The organism is Affinundibacterium amnicola, from assembly GCF_014284275.1.
GTDB classification, from domain to species: Bacteria; Pseudomonadota; Gammaproteobacteria; order Burkholderiales; family Burkholderiaceae_D; genus Undibacterium; species Undibacterium amnicola.
On the sequence record NZ_JACOFU010000006.1, the window covers coordinates 173702 to 194742 of the forward strand.

At 45.7% G+C, this 21041-nt stretch carries 17 protein-coding genes; 11 read left to right on the plus strand and 6 right to left on the minus strand.

Annotated elements, in window-relative coordinates:
* Positions 1-19 precede the first annotated feature (19 nt).
* Positions 20-1036, plus strand: a complete 1017-nt coding sequence (locus H8K33_RS14985) for a PstS family phosphate ABC transporter substrate-binding protein (protein ID WP_186891857.1) — start codon at positions 20-22, stop codon at positions 1034-1036.
* 71 nt (positions 1037-1107) lie between these two features.
* Here the strand turns inward: H8K33_RS14985 and H8K33_RS14990 are convergent, their stop codons facing one another.
* Positions 1108-1608 (minus strand): Lrp/AsnC family transcriptional regulator, encoded by a 501-nt coding sequence (locus H8K33_RS14990; RefSeq protein ID WP_186891858.1) that lies wholly within the window; start codon positions 1606-1608, stop codon positions 1108-1110.
* A 206-nt stretch (positions 1609-1814) separates the two neighbouring features.
* Between H8K33_RS14990 and hppD the strand changes: the two genes are divergently transcribed.
* The 3 genes from hppD (at position 1815) to H8K33_RS15005 (ending at position 4882) form a co-directional block, all read left to right on the plus strand.
* A complete protein-coding gene (gene hppD / locus H8K33_RS14995; protein ID WP_186891859.1) occupies positions 1815-2933 on the plus strand; it encodes a 4-hydroxyphenylpyruvate dioxygenase in 1119 nt (372 codons plus the stop codon).
* Positions 2934-3006: 73 nt separating this feature from the next.
* A complete protein-coding gene (phhA, locus tag H8K33_RS15000; RefSeq protein ID WP_186891860.1) occupies positions 3007-3891 on the plus strand; it encodes a phenylalanine 4-monooxygenase in 885 nt (294 codons plus the stop codon).
* A 196-nt stretch (positions 3892-4087) separates the two neighbouring features.
* Positions 4088-4882, plus strand: a complete 795-nt coding sequence (locus H8K33_RS15005; RefSeq protein WP_186891861.1) for a type IV pili methyl-accepting chemotaxis transducer N-terminal domain-containing protein — start codon at positions 4088-4090, stop codon at positions 4880-4882.
* A 92-nt stretch (positions 4883-4974) separates the two neighbouring features.
* On the opposite strand, the gene H8K33_RS15010 is transcribed toward H8K33_RS15005, so the two are convergent.
* Positions 4975-5871, minus strand: a complete 897-nt coding sequence (locus H8K33_RS15010; protein ID WP_186891862.1) for an LpxL/LpxP family acyltransferase — start codon at positions 5869-5871, stop codon at positions 4975-4977.
* Positions 5868-6728 carry a lysophospholipid acyltransferase family protein gene (locus tag H8K33_RS15015; protein ID WP_186891863.1) on the minus strand — a complete coding sequence of 287 codons (861 nt, stop codon included), beginning with the start codon at positions 6726-6728 and terminating at the stop codon, positions 5868-5870. Before H8K33_RS15015 ends, H8K33_RS15010 begins: the two co-directional genes overlap by 4 nt.
* Positions 6729-7042: 314 nt before the next feature.
* Here H8K33_RS15015 and metK point away from each other — a divergent pair, with 314 nt between their 5' ends.
* The 5 genes from metK (at position 7043) to H8K33_RS15040 (ending at position 15021) form a co-directional block, all read left to right on the plus strand.
* Positions 7043-8221, plus strand: a complete 1179-nt coding sequence (gene metK / locus H8K33_RS15020) for a methionine adenosyltransferase (RefSeq protein ID WP_186891864.1) — start codon at positions 7043-7045, stop codon at positions 8219-8221.
* 19 nt (positions 8222-8240) lie between these two features.
* A complete protein-coding gene (locus tag H8K33_RS15025; RefSeq protein WP_246443644.1) occupies positions 8241-9185 on the plus strand; it encodes a M14 family zinc carboxypeptidase in 945 nt (314 codons plus the stop codon).
* A 145-nt stretch (positions 9186-9330) separates the two neighbouring features.
* A complete protein-coding gene (locus H8K33_RS15030) occupies positions 9331-11415 on the plus strand; it encodes a prolyl oligopeptidase family serine peptidase (RefSeq protein ID WP_186891865.1) in 2085 nt (694 codons plus the stop codon).
* Positions 11416-11513: 98 nt separating this feature from the next.
* A complete protein-coding gene (locus tag H8K33_RS15035) occupies positions 11514-13265 on the plus strand; it encodes an ABC transporter ATP-binding protein (RefSeq protein WP_186891866.1) in 1752 nt (583 codons plus the stop codon).
* Positions 13255-15021 (plus strand): ABC transporter ATP-binding protein, encoded by a 1767-nt coding sequence (locus H8K33_RS15040; RefSeq protein ID WP_186891867.1) that lies wholly within the window; start codon positions 13255-13257, stop codon positions 15019-15021. Before H8K33_RS15035 ends, H8K33_RS15040 begins: the two co-directional genes overlap by 11 nt.
* A gap of 22 nt (positions 15022-15043) precedes the next feature.
* On the opposite strand, the gene H8K33_RS15045 is transcribed toward H8K33_RS15040, so the two are convergent.
* Positions 15044-15589 (minus strand): hypothetical protein, encoded by a 546-nt coding sequence (locus H8K33_RS15045; protein ID WP_186891868.1) that lies wholly within the window; start codon positions 15587-15589, stop codon positions 15044-15046.
* 368 nt (positions 15590-15957) lie between these two features.
* Between H8K33_RS15045 and H8K33_RS15050 the strand changes: the two genes are divergently transcribed.
* A complete protein-coding gene (locus H8K33_RS15050; protein ID WP_186891869.1) occupies positions 15958-18201 on the plus strand; it encodes a penicillin-binding protein 1A in 2244 nt (747 codons plus the stop codon).
* Between the two features lie 169 nt (positions 18202-18370).
* Here the strand turns inward: H8K33_RS15050 and H8K33_RS15055 are convergent, their stop codons facing one another.
* Positions 18371-18976: a DUF2242 domain-containing protein gene (locus tag H8K33_RS15055; protein WP_186891870.1), complete on the minus strand. Its 606-nt coding sequence runs from the start codon at positions 18974-18976 to the stop codon at positions 18371-18373.
* A gap of 130 nt (positions 18977-19106) precedes the next feature.
* Positions 19107-20171 (minus strand): 3-deoxy-7-phosphoheptulonate synthase, encoded by a 1065-nt coding sequence (locus H8K33_RS15060; RefSeq protein WP_186891871.1) that lies wholly within the window; start codon positions 20169-20171, stop codon positions 19107-19109.
* 314 nt (positions 20172-20485) lie between these two features.
* On the opposite strand from H8K33_RS15060, the gene H8K33_RS15065 reads away from it, so the two are divergent.
* Positions 20486-21004 (plus strand): GIY-YIG nuclease family protein, encoded by a 519-nt coding sequence (locus H8K33_RS15065; protein ID WP_222613438.1) that lies wholly within the window; start codon positions 20486-20488, stop codon positions 21002-21004.
* Positions 21005-21041: the final 37 nt, after the last annotated feature.

Below are 21041 nucleotides of genomic sequence, written 5' to 3' on the forward strand. Positions count from 1 at the left end.
AGATTCTCTAGGAAATTTTATGAAATTTACTCCACAGAAAAAATTACATGCCTCAATCGCCTTGTTTATTGTTGGTGCGGTTTTGTCTATGCAGGCCACAAAGGCACAAGCACAAGCGATGATTAAGATTGACGGTTCCAGTACCGTTTTTCCGATTACCGAAGCAGTATCAGAAAAATTTCGCGAAAAAAATAGTGCAGTGAAATTCACCATCGGCATTGCTGGCACCGGCGGTGGTTTTAAAAAATTCTGTAAAGGTGAAACCGATATTTCTAACGCATCACGCCCCATTCTTAAAAAAGAAATGGCGGAGTGTAGTAAAAATGGCGTGTACTACATGGAGTTGCCTGTTGCGTTTGATGCCGTCACAGTTGTGATCCATCCTAAGAATAAATTTCTCAGCAAGATTACTGTCGATGAACTCAAAAAAATTTGGGAGCCAGCTGCGCAGGGCGTGATTACCACTTGGAATCAGGTCAATCCCGCATGGCCTAAGACACCGATTAAATTGTATGGTCCAGGTGCGGATTCAGGCACATTTGATTACTTCACAGAAGCGATCAATGGCAAGGCGAAATTAAGCCGCACCGACTTCACAACGTCAGAAGATGATAACGTGATTGTGCAAGCGGTATCACGTGATGTGAATGCGATGGGTTATCTTGGTTTCGCGTACTACTCTGAAAACAATAAGCAATTAAAAGCGGCGGCGATTGTTGCTAAAGATGTCAAATCTGCCGTTTTGCCATCGGTAAAAACGGTGATGGATGCGAGCTACAAGCCATTGGCACGCCCACTATTTATTTACGTCAATGCAAAAGCGGATCAACGTCCAGAGGTAAACGCATTTGTTGATTATTACCTCAACAACGCAGATGTGATTGCCAAGCAAGTCAAGTATGTGCCTTTGTCGATGAAAGACTATCGTCACACGATGGTTAACTACAAAGTGAAAAAGACCGGAACGGCTTTTGGCGGTGAAGCTGAAGTTGGCGTCACCATTGAAGAGCTATTAAAACGCGAGCCTAAAAACTAATTCAGATTTATCGCCCCAAAAAGCCAGCAGATTTGTTGGCTTTTTTTGTTAATTTTTCTAATTTCTTTGTATTAACTCGCTCCGACCGGCAAGGCTGTCGTGTCTTTAATCTGCTGTAAAGCAAAACTGGATTTCACATCCAATACAGCGGGATGTTTTAGTAAGGTCTCCATCATAAAGCGTGAAAAATGATTCATGTCTTCGACGCGCACGCGTAGCAAGTAATCCATTTCTCCTGTCATCGCATAGCAGGCAACTACTTCTGGCCACTGTTCAACCGAGGCAGCGAAGTCGATGCGTGGTGAGCGAGAATTGCCTTTCGCAGGCGTGTCAGTATGTTTTTCTAATCGAACATTGATATAGGCGAGTAAGCCTAGACCGATTTTTTCTGCTTCTATTAGCGCAACGTACTTGCGTATTACGCCCGCGTCTTCTAGTCTTTTGATACGACGTAAGCATGGCGACGGTGATAGATTGACTCGTTCAGCAACTTCCTGATTCGTCAGTCGGCCATCTGCTTGCAAAATAGCTAAAATTTTGCGATCAATTTTGTCGAGTTCGATTTGAGGCATATTCTGCTTTCTATTGAATTTTTATGGCAATATTATTGCTTAAATAGTCGATTATGTGCAGTATTTTGGAATTTTATGGCGTATTAGAGGCTTTATACTTGCGGATTGATTTGGCGCAAAGAATGTTTGCTCTGACAGCGATAGCTAAGGATTGATTGTCAGACAGCACTTGCATCATGAAAATTGATTGTTAACCGGAGATAATAATGACATTCCAAACTTGGGAAAACCCGATGGGGACAGATGGCTTCGAATTTATCGAGTACGCCGCACCAGAGCCAAAAGAACTTGAAAAGCTGTTCATTGAAATGGGCTTTACCGCGATTGCTAAGCATCGCACCAAGAACGTCACTTTGTATCGCCAAGGCGATGTGAATTTCATTATTAATGCCGAGCCAGATTCATTTGCTCAACGCTTTGCACGTAAGCACGGCCCTTCTGTTTGCGCATTCGCGATTCGTGTGAAAGATGCAAACTTTGCTTATAAACGCGCTTTGGAATTAGGCGCATGGGGCTTTGATAATCAAACTGGTCCTATGGAATTGAATATTCCAGCGATCAAAGGCATTGGCGATTCCTTGATTTACTTCGTTGATCGTTGGCAAGGTAAAGATGGCGCCGAAAAAGGGGCGATCGGAAACATCAGTATTTATGATGCTGACTTTGTGGCGATTCCAGGTGTTGATCCAAATCCAAAAGGACACGGCTTAACTTATATTGATCATTTAACGCATAATGTACACCGCGGTCGTATGGCGGAATGGTCTGATTTCTACGAGTCTTTGTTTAATTTCCGTGAGATTCGTTATTTCGATATCGCTGGTAAATTAACTGGCTTGAAATCAAAAGCGATGACTTCGCCATGCGGCAAGATTCGTATTCCTATTAACGAATCTTCTGATGATAAATCTCAAATCTCTGAATACCTCGATCTGTATCACGGCGAAGGTGTACAGCATATTGCGATGGGTACTGACAATGTGTATCAGACCATTATCGATATGAAAGCGGCGGGCGTCAGTTTCCAAGACACGATTGATACTTATTATGATTTGATCGATCGTCGTTTGCCAGGTCATGGCGAGAATGTGGATGAGTTGCGCAAATTGCGCATTTTGGTTGACGGTAAGAGCACCGAAACAACACGTGAATTGTTATTGCAAATCTTTACAACCACCGTAATCGGCCCAATTTTCTTTGAAGTGATTCAGCGCAAAGGCGATCAAGGCTTTGGTGAAGGTAACTTCCGTGCCTTATTTGAATCGATTGAATTGGATCAAATCCGTCGTGGTGTGTTGAAAGACGATACAACGACAACAGCGTAATTTGCCATCAGCAAATTACAGCGTATAAAAATAAAAAAGCTAACCATACGTTAGCTTTTTTTTGGAGACAAGTATGGATACATCCGTTTCAAACGAAGACTTTTTGGCGACGGTTGCTGAGAAGTCGAACGGTGCTGCACTGCGCGGCGATTATGAACACATGGATGCGCACTACGTTGTGCAACAGAATTGGGATAACTATACTGAGCAAGAGCATGAACTCTGGCGCAAATTGTACCAGCGTCAATCAGCCTTGTTGCCAGGACGTGCTTGCGATGAATTTATCGAAGCCTTGGCGAAGATGGATATCAGTGCAGGAATTCCAGTGTTTGAAAAGACGTCTAAGGAATTGTTTGCGGCAACTGGCTGGACCATCGTTGCTGTACCAGGTTTGATTCCTGAGCTGACCTTCTTTGATCATCTCGCGAACCGTCGATTCCCGGTCACAGTCTGGTTGCGTAAGCCTGAAGAATTTAATTACATTGTGGAGCCAGATGTATTCCATGATTTTTTTGGACATGTACCTTTGTTATTCAACCCTGTGTTTGCTGATTATATGCAGCGTTATGGTCAGGGCGGTTTAAAGGCGATGCGACTTGGTGGTTTGGATGAGCTGGCGCGTTTGTACTGGTACACCGTAGAATTTGGTTTAATCAACACACCTGCTGGTGTACGTATTTACGGTGCTGGCATTTTGTCGTCAGGTGGTGAAGTGGAATATTGTCTGACGCGTGGTACGAAGTCGCGCCATATTCGTTTAGACATCGAACGTTGCTTGCGGACTTTATATAAAATTGATTCTTATCAAGAGACTTATTTTGTCATCGACAGCTATCAACAATTATTTGATGGCACCGCACCTGACTTTACCCCTATCTATCAAAAACTAAAATCAATGGATGTCCTGACAGCGAATACTTTGCTGGCAGATGAAATTGAATTATTGCCAGCTCTTTGAGTAATGGTGGTGCGTGACTGCGCATGCGGTCGCGCTCTGGGTGCATCTGCAGCTCTGCATTTCGCAGCTATTCTTGAATTTTCTTTTTACTCCTTCGGAAGCTAGTTCATAAGTTTGCCATCCGTAGTTCGATTGGCGAATGGTTTGCGTTGCGCTTCGGTTTTACTATCTTCCATTATTTTCCGGGAGTGTAAATATGCAACGCAGAGATATCTTGAAACTTGGGTGCATGCTAGGTATGGGCTGGAGCTTGAATTCAGTTTGTATCGCACAAGTACAAAATCTAAATGACGCAATTAATAAGTCCGGGCGGCAGCGTATGCTGACTCAGCGTTTGGCCAAGGCTTATTTGCAAATTGGGATGGGTGTTGATCTTGATCAATCTCGAAAAATTTTGGATTCCTCTGCCTCTTTGTTTGATCGTCAATTGATTGAGCTAAAAAACTTTAAAACCACGGCAGAAATAAAAGATGGCGTATTGAGAACAGAGAAGACCTGGCTTACCTACAAAGATTTACTGTTGGGCAAAGCAGCAAATCCTGGCGATGCGAAACAAGTCTTGTTGTTGAGCGATTCCCTGCTGGCTATGGCAGATCAAGTGACGCAGCAATTGGAAAAACATGCTAATTCTGTTGCTGGTAAATTGGTCAATATGGCAGGGCGCCAACGCATGCTTTCACAACGCATGGCAAAGATGTATCAGGCAATTCAATGGGAAGTTGCCGATGCTTCGATGCTTGGATCGTTAGAACTGGCGCGTAAAGAATTTAATGGCAATATGCGCATATTGGAATCGCATGCAGATACGACCAAGCAGATTCAAACAGAGCTTAAATTTGCACGACAACAATGGGCTTATTTCGATCATGCGATACAGCAGTCGCCAGACGTGCGCACCCGTCAACAATACGCAAACACAGTTGCGACCACCAGCGAACGCATTTTGCAACAGATGGATATCGTGACAGGTTTATATCAGGTGCTAAGCTAAGTTTTTTGAACGGAGAAAATTCACTGCTTCAATACGCTAACTGCTTACATTTAATACGTCTGAGAGAATTAGCCTGTCTTACTTTTGGATGTTTATTGATGGGTATCTTGAAATTGTTTGGTGTTTTTATAGACACCAGGTTCGCCTTCTGGACGCGTTTTGAAACGGCGATGTGTCCAAAAATATTCTGCGGGCATCTTGAGAATTTCTGACTCGATGTAGGCGTTCATAAAACGGGTGGAGCTAACAATGTCTTGATGCGGATAGTCTTCCCAAGCTTGGTCAAATTTCACATCCCAGCCGTCATAACCCGGACGTATGCTGGCGATCACAGGAATGACTTTGGCGTGGGTTGCCGCAGCAATCCGTGGTAGTGCGGTCAGTGTTGCCGCCGGTACGCCGAAGAAAGAAACAAATTCCGCATCTTTAGCGCCAAAGTCCATGTCGGGTAACATGAAGAAGGGCAGATTTTCTTTCATCGCGCGGATGATAGGTTTGACACCTTCGGCACGAGAAAAAAGCTTTACAGGACGAAAGCGTGAACGTCCTTTGCGTAAAGCTTTATCAAAGCTTTTATTTCTTTGGGTTGTATAAATTGAGCACAGAGATGATTCCAGCATGACAGCAACACCAGCCACGTCCAGACTAACAAAGTGCGGGCACATAAAGATGGTGGGTGAGTTCGTCATTTCTGCCATTGGCACGGCGTACTCAACATGAATTAATTTTCGCAGACGGCGCTCTGACGACCACCATAAAATGCCCCGCTCTAACACACTGCGGACATACACTTGGAAATGGCGTCGCGTGATCTTCTTTCTTTCTGATTCGGGCATTTGTGGAAAACATAAACGCAGATTCGTTAAGCAGATATGGCGCCGGCGACTTAATAATAAATACAAAAGGCTACCTATGCCTTCACCAATACGCGCTAAGATCGGCAGCGGCAACCAGTGCAGCAACCACATTATCAGTACGGCAAATCTCATGCGTTTTCCTGTGAATTAATTTCGTCTGGACCACTTACGCCATCAGGCTTTTTGTAGCGGTGATAACTCCAGAAATACTGACTTGGTGCATTCGCGATGAGTTTTTCCATTGCCCTGTTAATTGCCAGAGCTTGCTGAGCGGCATCGCCATCCAAAGACTCTGTGAATGGCACAAAGCGTTGTACGAAGCCACGTCCAAAAGCTAAGCGCTCTGCATAAGTCAAAATAATCGGTGCTCCGGTCATTGCCGCGAGCTTTGCCGATAAAGTCATGGTGTATGCAGGCTTGCCAAAAAAATCAGCCCACACACCTTCGCCTTCTTGCGGCACTTGATCGGGTAAAAGACCAATTGCCTCGCCTTTTTTTAAGGCTTTTGCTAATGCTCGAACGCCGGATAAATTGGCTGGTGCCAACAACATACCGCTGGATGCACGTGCGTCTTCAAGCAGAGGTTTCAAAGCATCTTTTTTCGGTTGACGATATAACACTGTCATTTTGGTGCGCAAGGCAATAGATTTTCCTGACAACTCAAAACAACCTAAGTGGGGTGTTAAAAAGATGACGCCTTTTTTTGCATCAATTGCCGCTTGTGCGATTTCCCAGTTTTCCAAACGCACTTTTGCTGCTAATCGTTCAGGCTTGCCTAACCAGATTAACGGCAATTCCATAATGTTTTTACCTGCTTCGCGCAATGCAATCCCAAGTTGTGGTTCATACGATGCCAGTGCCATATTGCTGCGCATACGCTTGCGATAGGTAGGTGACAGCGCATACACCAAGTATCCGAGAACGACTCCGATAAAGTGTAAAACAGGAAGCGGAAAGACCGATAAAAAGCGGAACAGACGAATTAGCATGAGTCTGAAAATGATGGTGAATTACTAAAAATGATGGATTCTTTCATATTGATACACCTCAAAAATCTAAGGCAATTCGACATGAATCCTGTAAGAGGCGTAAAATAGCACATATTGGCATCCGAAAGAAATGACGCAGAGCTATCTGTGAGCAAATCTGAAAACAATCTAAGCAATACGCCAGATTACGGAATATGCCCCCGCCGAGTTAAACAGACAACTTGCGAAGCGGGTAATAAATTTCGCTAAAGCGTCGCAGGATCTCTTTTTTGACTGCGGCTTAATGTCACTTACGCCACTTATAGGAGCCTGCGATGGCAAATGATTTTCTTTTCACTTCAGAATCAGTTTCTGAAGGTCACCCAGACAAAGTTGCGGATCAGATTTCTGATGCGATTTTGGATGCCATTTTTGAACAAGACCCACGTTCTCGTGTTGCTGCTGAAACTTTAGTCAATACTGGCTTAGTTGTACTCGCTGGTGAAATCACCACTAACGCTCACGTAGACTATATTCAAGTCGCGCGCGATACGATCAAGCGTATTGGTTACGACAATACCGAATACGGTATCGATTACAAAGGTTGCGCGGTTTTAGTCGCTTACGACAAGCAATCTAACGATATCGCACAAGGTGTCGATCACGCCTCTGATGATCATTTAAATACTGGTGCTGGGGATCAGGGTTTGATGTTTGGTTACGCTTGTGATGAAACGCCGGAACTCATGCCTGCGCCGATTTACTACGCACACCGCTTGGTGGAACGTCAGGCACAGCTGCGCAAGGATGGTCGTTTGCCATTCTTACGTCCAGACGCTAAAGGCCAGGTCACGATGCGCTATGTCGATGGCAAACCGCACAGTATCGATACGGTCGTTTTGTCCACGCAGCATAGCCCGGATCAAAGCGATGGCAATAAGATGAAGCCATCCTTCATCGAAGCGGTGGTTGAGGAAATCATCCGTCCGGTATTGCCTGCAGAATGGTTGAAAGATACGAAGTTTTTGATCAATCCTACAGGTCGCTTTGTCATCGGTGGTCCACAAGGCGATTGCGGTTTGACTGGTCGTAAGATTATTGTTGATACTTATGGCGGTGCTTGCCCACATGGTGGCGGCGCATTCTCTGGTAAAGATCCTACTAAAGTCGATCGTTCTGCAGCGTATGCAGCACGTTATGTGGCGAAGAATATTGTGGCGGCTGGTTTGGCGAAGCAATGTCAGATTCAGGTGGCGTATGCGATTGGTGTTGCACGTCCTATGAATGTCACGGTCTACACTGAAGGCACAGGCGTGATACCTGATGAGCAAATCGCTGCTTTGGTAAATGAGATGTTTGATCTGCGTCCACGCGGCATCATCCAAATGTTAGATTTGCTGCGTCCTATCTACCAAAAAACAGCGGCTTATGGCCACTTCGGACGTGAAGAGCCAGAGTTCACTTGGGAACGTACAGACAAGGCGCAAGCCCTGCGCGCTGCGGCTGGTTTGTAATTTGTTGGGTTCATTCTTCATGTTGAAACAGCCGTTGGTTTTGTCGGACATGAAGAAGCTTCAAGCAAGAGCGATGCGACTATTGAGCGCATCGCTCTTTTTATTTGGCGCGCTGACATTTGCATCTGTTCGTGCTGAAACATCAGCTATTCCGACCACTGCGGTTACCGCTAAAGTAGCTGCGAATACAGGCAAGCTACATCAGTGGTGTAAGCAAGTGACACCGCGCTTGCCTAAAGTATCTTTGAACGAATGTTTGAACAGTAAATTAGTACCTGGTGGTGGTCGTTCGATCAAAGGCCTGCCTTTGATGACACGTGATTTTGCGGTCGATCTGCGTGCAAAAAAAGTGCAACGCGTATTGCTGATCGGCGGCATCCATGGCGATGAAAAAACGGCGACCGCGGTGGTTTTTAAATGGCTGGCGGCGATGAGTAAATCCAGTGCACAAGAGTTCCAATGGAAAGTCGCGCCACTAGTCAATCCTGATGGTTTGCTTGCTGCTAAATCGACGCGTGTGAATGCCAGAGGCGTTGATTTAAACCGTAATTTCCCAACACCTGACTGGGACAAAGAAGCCTTGCAATACTGGGCAAAGAAAACTAAGAGCGATCCTCGTCGTTTTCCTGGAAAAAAGCCAGTTTCTGAGCCAGAAAGTAAGTGGATTTTCGATACGATTAAATCCTTTCAGCCCGATGTGATTATTTCTGTGCATGCCCCATTTGGCGTCCTTGATTTAGATGGTCCGGCTCAGCCACCCACCCGTTTCGGGCGCCTACACTATAATCGGGTGGGGGTGTATCCCGGCTCTTTGGGAAACTATAGCGGCATCCATCAAGATATTCCCGTGCTCACGATAGAATTACCTCATGCCTTAACCATGCCTAGTCCAAGTGAAATTTCACGGATCTGGCACGATATGCAGGTATGGATACGTCAACATATTTCAGCTCGCAAAAATTGATTTAATTTCGCTGCACTTTTTTGCTTATTCGCTGTCCAAGCACATTGCGTTTATACTTCACTATTCTTTTTTGTAATAAAAAGAATGCGTTTCATTAAATGATCAATTCATCATTTCACTAAGAAAAATTTAATCGATAAAAATCATGAAAACAAAATTCAAATTATTAGTGCTAGCTGCGATGCTATTCAATGCGCATAGTGTCATGGCGCAAACAGAAGATAAACATCAATGGCTAGAAGATGTGGGTGGCGAAAAAGCCTTAGATTGGGTGAAGGCGCGCAATCAAGAGACGCGCAATAAACTCGATAATGATGCGGGTTTTCTCAAGCTGCGTAGCGATCTGCAAGTCATACTTGATTCCAAAGACCGTATTCCTGGCATACAAAAAATTGGTAATGCTGTTTATAATTTCTGGATGGATGCTGAGCATCCGCGTGGAGTTTGGCGCAAGACCAGTTTAGCGGAGTATCGTAAGCCATCACCAAAATGGGAAGTCGTGATGGATTTGGATGCGCTTGCCAAAGCGGAAAATGAAAACTGGGTTTTTAAAGGCAGCCAATGTCGCGAACCCGCCTATGATCGTTGCATTATTAATTTATCGCGCGGTGGCGCTGATGCGGTGACGATACGTGAATTTGATTTGAAGACGAAGCAGTTTGTGAAAGACGGTTTTAGCTTGCCAGAATCCAAAATGAATGTGGCTTGGCGTGATAAAAATACGCTGTTTGTTGGCACCGACTTTGGCGCAGGTTCGATGACGGATTCTGGCTATCCACGCATCGTCAAAGAGTGGACGCGTGGTACACCGATCAGCACAGCAAAAACGATTTTCGAAGGGAAGAAAGAAGATATTAGTGTATCTGCTGGTCGTGCTAGTCATCGTGGCATCACACACGAAATCGTGAATCGCGCGGTGACTTTTTACACCTCCGAAGTCTTTTTAATGCGTGGTAGTAAATTGTTGAAGCTCGATATCCCAGCGCAAACTGGTTATGAATTTTTCGGCACACAATTTATCGTGACCCCGAATGAAAGTTGGACAACGGGTGGCAAAACTTATCCGCAAGGTAGTGTGTTGGCGATTGATTTTGAAGCCTTTTTGAAAGGTGATAGAAATTTCACTGTGTTGTTTCAACCAACCGATAATGCCTCGTTCACTGGTGTCACTGCGACAAAGAATTATCTCTTGATGCAATTGCTGCAAGATGTCAAAAGCAGTTTGATTGAACTGCAATTTAGTCAAGGTAAATGGATAGCGCGCAATGTGAGTTTGCCGACGATGGGCGCGGTCGGCGTTAGCCCTTTAGATGCGGAGAAGTCTGACGAATATTTGCTCAGTTACTCTGATTACTTGACACCTAGTGTTTTGCAACTAGCCAAAGCAGGCACAGATCAACGTGCTTTGTTGAAATCAGCGCCTAGTTTTTTTGATGCTGGCCCATATCAAGCCGTGCAGAAATTCGCGACATCGAAAGATGGCAGCAAAATACCTTACTTCATGGTGCATAAAAAAGATATCAAACTGGATGGCACGAATCCGACTTTGTTATACGCGTATGGTGGCTTCCAAGTGTCTTTAACGCCGTCGTATTCTGGCGGCATCGGTAAAGCTTGGTTAGAAAAAGGCGGTGTGTATGTGGTGGCGAATATTCGTGGCGGTGGTGAGTATGGTCCACGTTGGCATCAAGCTGCACTAAAACAAAATCGTCAACGTGCTTATGATGATTTCGCCGCAGTCGCCGAGGATTTGATCGCTAGCAAAATCACTAGCGCAAAACATTTAGGAGCGATGGGTGGCAGTAATGGTGGCTTGTTAGCGGGCGTCGCATTAACCCAGCGTTCTGAGTTGTTTAATGCCGTGGTAAGCCAAGTTCCTTTGCTCGACATGCAGCGCTATAACAAGTTATTAGCAGGTGCTTCTTGGATGGGGGAATATGGCAATCCTGATGTGCCAGCAGAATGGGAATACATCAAGCAATATTCTCCCTATCACAATGTTAAAGCGGAAGTGAAATATCCGAATGTCTTGTTCATTACCTCGACCCGCGATGATCGCGTACATCCAGGTCATGCACGTAAGATGGCAGCGAAGATGTTAGACCAAGGTCATCAACATGTCTGGTATTACGAGAACATCGAAGGTGGACATGGTGGCGCTGCGAATAATGCGCAACGCGCGGATATGAGCGCGATTACGTATTCGTTTTTGTGGAATATGTTGAAGTAAAAAAGTATGAGCCGCAGAGGCGCAGAGGACGCAGAGATTGTCTTTAGATATTTCCTCTGTGCCCCTGCGGCAAGAGTTCCTAAATTGAAAGCCCCAGCATGACCCTGTACCAACTCCTAGCCCAATTTATTCGTCAACATTGGCGCTCTTACATTGCGGCTGCCGTCATGTTGTTGATGGTTGCTACGCTGACCGTGTTGATACCTCGTAAGATTGGTCAAATCATTGACGCGATGGTGGAGCACAACTTGGCGGGCGAAGCTTTGATTTGGGAATTGGCGACGGTGTTGTTGATGGGCGTCGCGATTTATTTTCTACGAGTTGGATGGCGCTTGCAGTTGTTTGCTGCGTCGTATCGTTTAGGTGCGCAGTTGCGGCTGCGTTTGTATCAGCGTTTGAGTATGCAAGGACCAGCATTTTTCCAGCAACAGCGTACCGGTGATTTGATGGCGCTGGGAACCAATGATGCGGATGCGATCGAGTTGGCGGCTGGTGAAGCGGCGTTGGCCGGCTTTGATGGCGCGATGACTTTTGTGTTGGTGATCGGCATGATGACCTTGGGCGTCGATTGGCGTTTAGCACTGGCGACCTTGTTGCCATTTCCTTTTATGGCGTGGGCGTTTAAACGGATTACCCATCATGTGCATGACGCTTCCAAAGATTCTTTAGAGCGTTTTAGTCAACTGAATGATCACGTGCAGGAAACCATTTCTGGTGTACGCACTTTACGTGTGCTGGGATTAGAACAACGTAACGCCGAGCAATTCGCCGAGATGGCAGAACAGGCTGCTGCTGCTAGTTTAAGTGCGCAAAAATGGGAAGCCGCTTACGAGCCGGCGGTCGGTATTGCATTGACAGCGGCAGGCGCGTTAACCCTGGGTGTTGGCGCCTATCTGGTATGGCAGAATGAAATGAGCATCGGTAATCTGACCGCATTTAGTATGTATCTGGGGCAGTTGATTTGGCCGATGTTCGCGGCGGGTTGGGTGCTGTCCTTGTTGGAACGGGGTAAAGCGGCATGGGGACGTTTGCGGCCCGTGCTGGAAGCGGATTTAGTGATTCAAGATTTGGGGAAATTACAGACCCAACCTGAAGGCGCGATACGGTTTGATAATCTGAGTTTTTCTTATCCCGGACAGGCGAATCTGGCTTTGAATCATTTGAGTTTTAACTTGGCTGCTGGTCAAACGCTAGGCATTGTTGGTGCGACCGGTGCTGGAAAATCGAGTGTACTTAGATTGATATTGCGTCAATTTGAGACCACGCAAGGTCAGGTGTTGTGGGGTGAGCATCGTATCGCTGCGTATCCTTTAGAACGCTTGCGCAATGCTATCAATTGGGTGGCGCAAGAGCCATTTTTATTTTCTGCATCGATTGCCAGCAATATCGCTTTATCGAATCCACAAGCTAGTCGTGGGCAAATTATGCATGCTGCTGAGTTGGCGGCAATCCATGAAGATATCCTGCGTTTTCCAGAGGGCTATGACACGCCAGTTGGCGAGCGTGGTGTGACTTTATCGGGCGGACAAAAGCAACGCGTTGCGATTGCGCGCGCTTTGTTAACAGAAAGCCCCTTATTGTTATTAGACGATGCTTTATCCGCAGTCGATACCGATACGGAAACTCGCATACTCAGGCATCTCGCCGAGTTACGTTTGGCACGACCCGAGCGTAGTGCGATTATTGTTAGTCACCGCTTAAGTGCAGTGGCTGAAGCCGATCATATTTTGGTTTTGCGCGAGGGCGCACTGATAGAACAAGGCACACATCAACAGCTATTGGCCTTAGATGGCTGGTATGCAAGTCAGTGGAAATATCAACAGTTGGAGGCAGATTTAAATGCAGCCTAAAAATCCGCCTGAAATTGTGAAAGTATCAGAAAAAAAATTGGCTGTGCAACTCTTGGTGCAAGCAGCGAAACCAGAAAAACGTCATGTCATCTTGGGCATCGTATTTCTATTTTTAGCTTCAGGGCTTGAAGCCTTGGGACCGATCTTAGGCAAGGCTTTCATCGACCATTATTTGCTTCCTCGGAATAAGGATATTTGGATGATGGCAGGTTTGCTGCTCGCCTTCGTTCTGACTGGCTGGTGGGCGACTTGGCTGCGCTATTTGCAGTTGACGCGATTGGCTGGTGTGGCGATGCGCTCGGTGCGTCGTTTGCGTGAGCAGGTGTATGCACATGTGTTGCGATTGCCGATGGCCTTCTTTGATAAAGCCATCACTGGACAATTAGTTAGTCGTGTGACTAACGACACCGAGGCGGTGAAAAATCTGTACGTGCAAGTCTTGTTCGTGATGTTGGATAGTTCTATCGTGGTACTTGGTGCTTTGATTGCGATGGCGTGGCTCGATTGGCGTTTGATGTTGATCGTCTTGATGTTGGTGCCAGCAGTCGTGGTGATCGTTTGGTTTTATCAACGCTGGAGTGCGCCAGCCGTGACTCGTGCGCGGCAGATGCGTAGCGAGATCAATGCCCAGGTAGCTGAAAGTATTAACGGCATGAGTGCGCTGCAGGCCTGCAATGCGGAACGCGGTTTTGGTGAACGTTTTGAAGCGACCAATCAAAAACATTATGTGGCGCGTGTTGATGAGTTACGTGCAAATGCTTGGTTACTGCGACCCGCCTTAGATTTACTTAATTCCTTGTTGCTGGTGATCGTGATTTTTGTCTTTGGACAACGCAGTTTTTCTGGCTTAGAGATCGGTATCTTGTACGCATTTGTCAGTTATATCGCGCGCGTGGTTGATCCCTTGATACAAATTACTTTGCAGTTCGGACAAATTCAGCAAGCGGTGGTGTCAGCAGCGCGGGTGAATACCTTGTTACAAGAATCGACGGCCGTAAGCAAACAAAACGATGCCGAAATCAGTGAGGGCGCTTTGCACTTGTCCAAGGTGCGTTTTGGCTACGATCCAGCACAAGTGATCTTGCATGAAATTGATTTGGATATTCCTGCAGGCAGTTTTTATGGCATCGTCGGGCATACGGGTAGTGGTAAATCGACACTGCTAAGTTTGTTATTGCGGTTTTATACGGCACAGAGTGGAAAGATTTTGATCGACAATCTTGACCTGCAAGAATTGAGCGACGAACGCTTCCGTGCCAGTGTCGGTTTGGTTCCGCAAGAACCGTTTTTATTAGCCGCCAATGCACGCGAGAATATTGCGATGGGGCGTGATATCAGTGAAGCCGATATTATTGCTGCGGCGAAGGCTGCGCGCGCCCATGATTTTATTTTGCAGCTAGAACACGGTTATCTGACGCCTTTGGGTGAAGGTGGTGCCAAGTTATCGACTGGTCAAAAGCAATTGATTGCGATTGCGCGTGCACTTGCAGGACAACCTAAAATTTTATTTTTAGATGAAGCGACGTCGCATATTGATAGTGAAACTGAACAAATTGTGCAGGTGGCATTAAACGAATTAAGAGGGCAAGTAACGATCGTAGCAATTGCGCACAGGCTTTCTACCATTCGTGATGCCGATAACATTATTGTCCTCAATCATGGCCGAATTGCCGAGCAAGGGCAACATGCTGACTTGATGGCAGTGGAAAACGGACTCTATCAAAAGCTGTATTTGTTGCAGACTTTGGAAGAGTAAGTTTTGACTGTGATTGCGGGTATTAGCGCGGACAAATGACCGGCCGTGCTTCTGCCTGATGCAGATAGGTGCGTCCTGGGTCAGGTGCCTTAAAGCAGGAATTGCCTATTTTAGTGATTTGCGTACCATCTGCTGCCTTAAAAGTTTCCATCTGCAAGCCACGTGGTTTGCCAGCTTTCTCTATCTTGTGGGCGAGTTCTTCCCACTTATCTTTATACGGGTAATTTTGTTTCTGCCAATATTCTCTGGCAATTTGATTCGGCGGTTTTGCTGCTTCGATTTTTTGTTGCTCGAATCTGAGATCACGCTCTAGGGATTTGGTGATGCTATTGAGATCCCGGTTTACGGGAGCGTTCGGACTGTTTTCAACAGGTGCATTGGCGACAGCAGGATCGGCTAAAGTATTGCTTGCATCGGTCGATTGGGCTGAGATCGCTTCTGGAGTATTTTTCTTAAGCTGACTTTGCTTGCTCAGCTGGGAATTATTCTTTTGTTTGTTATTAGTGCTGTTGTCTTTTTCTGGTCGCTGAATCTTAACCACAGGAAGCTTGATAAAAACCATAGACATAGGTTGGTATTTATCCAATCTGTTGGATACTGGGCTTGGATTTGATTGGTTTGATTGGTTTGATCGGTTTGATGAGTTAAGCATGAGGCTGTACAAAATGGCCAGATGCAAAATCAATACGATTAGGAGACGCAGTGATTTTGAACTGGTTTGTGAGCGTAAACGCATAGGGTGACAGCCAATTTGTGGAAAACAATCGGCTAGTGTAGTTGAAACCGCTGCTAGCAAAGATGGCAGATTAGAGCGACGCAGAACATGCTCTAAATGGTACTGGATCGTAGTACCAGACAAAGAAAACGCTTGCAGCACGAGATAGTCCGTTTACACTGTGCGTTTTCATTCTACGCCAAGCTTCTTGGCCGCCTTCTATGAAATGGTTACTCGCCTTAGCCGCCGCTAGCGTGGTGTTTATTCTAGGTCTGCTCGCGTACATATTTCTGATTTTGGCTCCTGGTCTGCCCGAATTAACGGCGGTGACCGATTACAAGCCTAAGATTCCTTTACGAATTTACACAGCCGACAATAATTTGATCGGTGAGTTTGGCGAAGAGCACAGGGATTTTGTCCCAATCAAAGATATCCCGGAGAAGATGAAAAAAGCGGTGCTGTCGATTGAGGATGCACGCTTTTATGAACATAGCGGGGTTGATTACATTGGTGTGGCACGTGCGGTGGTGGCGACCGCCACTGGTGGCGTACAACAAGGCGCATCGACGATTACCATGCAAGTAGCGCGTAATTTCTTTTTAACCCGTGAAAAGTCTTTGACGCGTAAATTGCGTGAAATGATGTTGGCAAAGCGAATTGAAGATGCCTTGTCGAAAGATCAGATTTTAGAGTTGTATATGAATCAGATTTATCTCGGTCAACGTACCCACGGTTTTTCTAGCGCGGCGCGTACTTACTTCAATAAAACCTTAACGGAATTGACGATAGCGGAAACCGCAATGTTAGCGGGCATTCCACAAAATCCGGCACGACATAATCCAGCAGTGAATTTTGAACGCGCAAAAAAGCGTCAACTCTTAGTTTTAAAGAGCATGTTGAAACATGCCGCCATCACACAGACGCAATTCGATGTTGCCAGCAAAGAGCAACTACGTGTGACCAAAGTCGCTAAGTTTGAATCACATGCAGCGCACGTTGCAGAAATGGTGCGTCAACAAATCTATGCGCAATTTAAAGAAGATACCTATACGCTTGGCATTAAGGTGATTACGACTATCGATAGTGACGAACAAGATGCTGCTTATGAATCTTTGCGTCGCAATGTCTTGACTTACGATCAGCGGCATGGCTACCGTGGCCCCGAGGCGTTTATTGAATTGCCTACCGAGGAAAATTTGCGAGATGAAGCGATTGATGAGTTTCTACAAAAATTTCCATCCAGTGAAGGTTTGATTTCTGCTGTTGTGACTGCGGTATCGCCGAAACTGATTAAGGCAGATTTGGCTACTGGCGAATCCGTAGAAATCAGCGGCGAAGGCTTGCGTTTGGCGGCCTCTGCATTGCAAGCGAAAGCAAATCGCGATTTGAAGATTCGCGTTGGTGCTTTGATTCGTGTGATGCAAGATCGCAAAGGAAAATGGTCGGTTACACAAACGCCTGAAGTCGAAGCGGCTTATGTTTCTTTGAATGCGAATAATGGTGCTTATCGCGCTTTGGTCGGTGGCTTTGATTTTAATCGCAAGAAATTTAATCACGTCACCAGTGGGTGGCGTCAACCTGGTTCCTCGATCAAGCCTTTCGTTTATTCTGCTGCCTTAGAAAAAGGCTTTTCACCAGAAACTTTGATTAACGATGTGCCACTGTCTGAGACCACGGATGAGTTGTTGACTTGGGACCCTCGTAATGACGACGGTCAATACGATGGACCGATTGAAATGCAACAAGCCTTGGCGCAATCAAAGAACGTAGTATCCGTTCGAATTTTGAAGGCAATTGGTGCCAGCTACGGTAAAGATTTTCTCAGCCGATTTGGTTTTGATGCCAATAAACATCCACTTAATTTAACCATGGCCTTGGGGACTGGCAGTGTGACGCCATTGCAGTTGGCAGGTGCATATGCTGTGTTTGCAAATGGCGGTTATCAAGTGAAGCCATGGTTAATTCAAAAAGTCATCGATGCAAAAGGCGCGGTTCTATTCGAAGCAAAAGTCGATGATTTTCCTAACGAAGAAGCGCGGGTTTTGGACAGTCGGAATGCCTTCGTTGTCGATAGTATGATGCGAGAAGTGGTGCGTTCAGGTACCGGTGCCGCGGCGATGCAAAAATTAGGGCGACGTGATTTGGCAGGTAAGACGGGAACCACAAATGATGCGATTGATGGCTGGTTCGCTGGATATTCCGGCAATATTGTTGCGGTTTCTTGGATGGGATTTGATGATCCAAAATCTTTAGGTGGTAGGGAATTTGGTTCTACCGTTGCGTTACCAATCTGGATTGATGCGATGCGACATGCATTGAAAGGCAAACCGGAATTTATTCGTCAGACACCTGAAAATCTGATCTTTTCAAATGGTAAATGGATGTATGCCGAATATGAAAATGGTGCAGGTGTCAAAACTCTGGACATTGAAGAACCACTAGGGACGATACAGCAAGAACAATAACCCAAGAATAATGCCGAGCAAAAAAAGAGCCCGCAAATCATTGCGGGCTAAATCCACACCCTTGGAGGAGTAGTCAGATGAGACTTCATCATAGTCAGATATTATGACGAGGTGATGACGTGGATTTTCTTTTTAATTGAAGTGAATAGGCGTTGATGAAGCTTGACGCTTAGGTTTCTTCTTGCTGTGTTGCCGAGACTGGTGCTGCTGTCGTTGGTTTCTCTAATACTTCCTCATCTGGTTTCACGTCGTCGAGATAACGTTCGACCAAGTCAAAGAAACGACCATAGAGTTTGGCATCTGAAATCGTTTCACTCGCCACCTTCACCATAGAGTCATTGCTGGCACCAAATGGCAGTGAGATTGATCCAATGCCACCGACACCAAGACTGGCGCTATTGGTGTTTTTCTTTAAAGAATAACGATCACGCACGGCATTGGCAAAAATTGTGGTGCTATTGCTGCCTTTGCTATTCGGTGCACAAACGACATTGAATTCAATTTCCACATGGGTTTCGTCATCAGACTGAAATTTTCGACGAGCTTTGACATTGTTCTCGTTAGCACCGCTAATAATATAGCCTTGGCTAAGTAAAGCACGTCTTGATGCTTCGCAAGCTTCTTTTTCCGCACCAGGCACCGCGTAGGTGAACATTTCTGCCGTGCCAAATTCATCTTTGTGCAAAACTGTTTTCTTGGGCGTAGTGCAAGCAGCCAAGCTAAACACGCACAGCATAGAACTGATGAGGATGATGCGATTTTTCTGATCAAGCATGGAATAGAAGATTCAAATTGGTATTTGGGTAAATGTCTTAGTGCCAGATTGTCTGTATAAATTTTAACATTGCAGACCTCATTTTGTATGTGGATTATCACAATCTGAGGTCTGATTTTACCAGTAACTTTTATTGCGTTGGACGATGACGCAGACGCGCCGCGGCATCACGTATCATCGTCTCGGTGGTCTGCCAATCAACGCAGGCATCAGTGACAGAACATCCATAAGTTAATTGCGACAAATCTTCAGGAATTTTCTGATTTCCAGCGACGATATTCGACTCTATCATGACACCAACTAAGGCCTGATTGCCATTCACAACTTGATTAATCACATCGGCCATCACCAAGGGTTGCAGCTCAGGTTTTTTGTAGCTATTGGCATGTGAACAATCGACGATGATGTTTGCCGCTAACTTAGCTTTCTTTAAGGCTTGTTCTGCCATCGCGACAGACACCGTATCGTAGTTAGGACGACCGTCACCACCACGTAATACAACATGACCATATTGATTGCCACGCGTGCGCACCACTGATACTTTGCCTTGCCCATTTAAGCCTAAGAATGAATGCGGATGAGAGGCAGAAAGAATCGCATTGATGGCAATACTAATATCGCCATCTGTACCATTTTTAAAACCAACCGGGGTCGAAAGGCCAGACGACATTTCTCTATGGGTTTGTGATTCAGTTGTGCGTGCGCCTATCGCAGTCCAGCTAATCAAGTCACCTAAATATTGCGGTGAAATTGGGTCGAGTGCTTCGGTTGCTGTCGGTAAACCAAGTTCACCAATATCTAATAAAAATTGACGCGCTTTCTCCATGCCGAGATCGACCTTGAATGAATCATCCATCAAAGGATCATTGATGTAGCCCTTCCAGCCTGTGGTGGTTCTTGGTTTTTCAAAATACACACGCATCACCAACAACATGCTGTCTTTGACTTCTTCTTGTAAGCTTTTTAAACGGTGTGCATAGTCAAGCCCGGCGATGGGATCATGCATTGAGCACGGTCCCACGACAACGATAAAGCGTGGATCTTTGCGATCTAAGATATTTTTTAAGGCCTCACGGCCTGCATCGACGACCGCTGCTGCATGCTCGGACAAAGGTAATTTCGCATGCAATTCTTCTGGTGTCGGCATCGGTGCAAAGGAGCTGACGTTAATGTTTTCTAAATCTTGGCTGTTCATAATGGCAATCGCAAAGTAAATAAAGAGTAAAGAGTAAAAAGACTGGCGTTATTTGATGATGTCTATTATAGGGCAGTCGTCGGTTTTGGTTTGTGCCGAGAACCCATGCTTCCATGCAGAAATCGCCTGCTGTCATGATTCTTCATGCGGATTGCTTGTGTTCATCATTTCAAAAATGCACGAACCTATTTGACGATATTTGCACTATAGAGAGGAAATAGGCGGTTTTCGTGCACTTATTCGGCGGATTGTGATGCTGTGATATTTCTTACACTAAGCACTTCTACTTTGTTCGATAATTTTTGGGGTGCTTTATGATGTCAACGTCGACTGCGCAGCAACGCGGAAAATACAGTGAGCAGAACCGCTTGCATGGCGTGCCAGGCAATGTGTATGTGTTGCGCAATTCTGGCTTGAAAGAAGGCCTTGTGCAAATTGGCTTAAGTCGCCGATCTGGTTGGGCTAAGGCTTTGGAATTGAATCGTGATAAAGCCAACATCATTCCAGGCAGTTTTGAGTGCGTTTTTGAACTACGCGCGCAAGACGGTGGCGGTGCAATTGAAGCGATTATGCAAGCATTGCAAAATGCGCGCTGCGGTCGTCGCGAACAAGATTTTTTTGAAATTGATTTGCATCGTGCGGAGGCCATTATCACCCAATGTGTCCGTGATGCCGATTTGAAATTTCAGAATCGCTATCGCCAGGAATCCGCCTTACGTGAATATTTGGAAAAAGAACAAACACAAAACGCATCAGTCGAGCCAACTGAACCCGTCGTCCAGAATGGCATCTTCAAGAAGGCATTTTCTTGGGTGTCAAAAGCGATCAATTGAATGCCTCTTGTCGTTCGATAATTGATGTGATCGACTA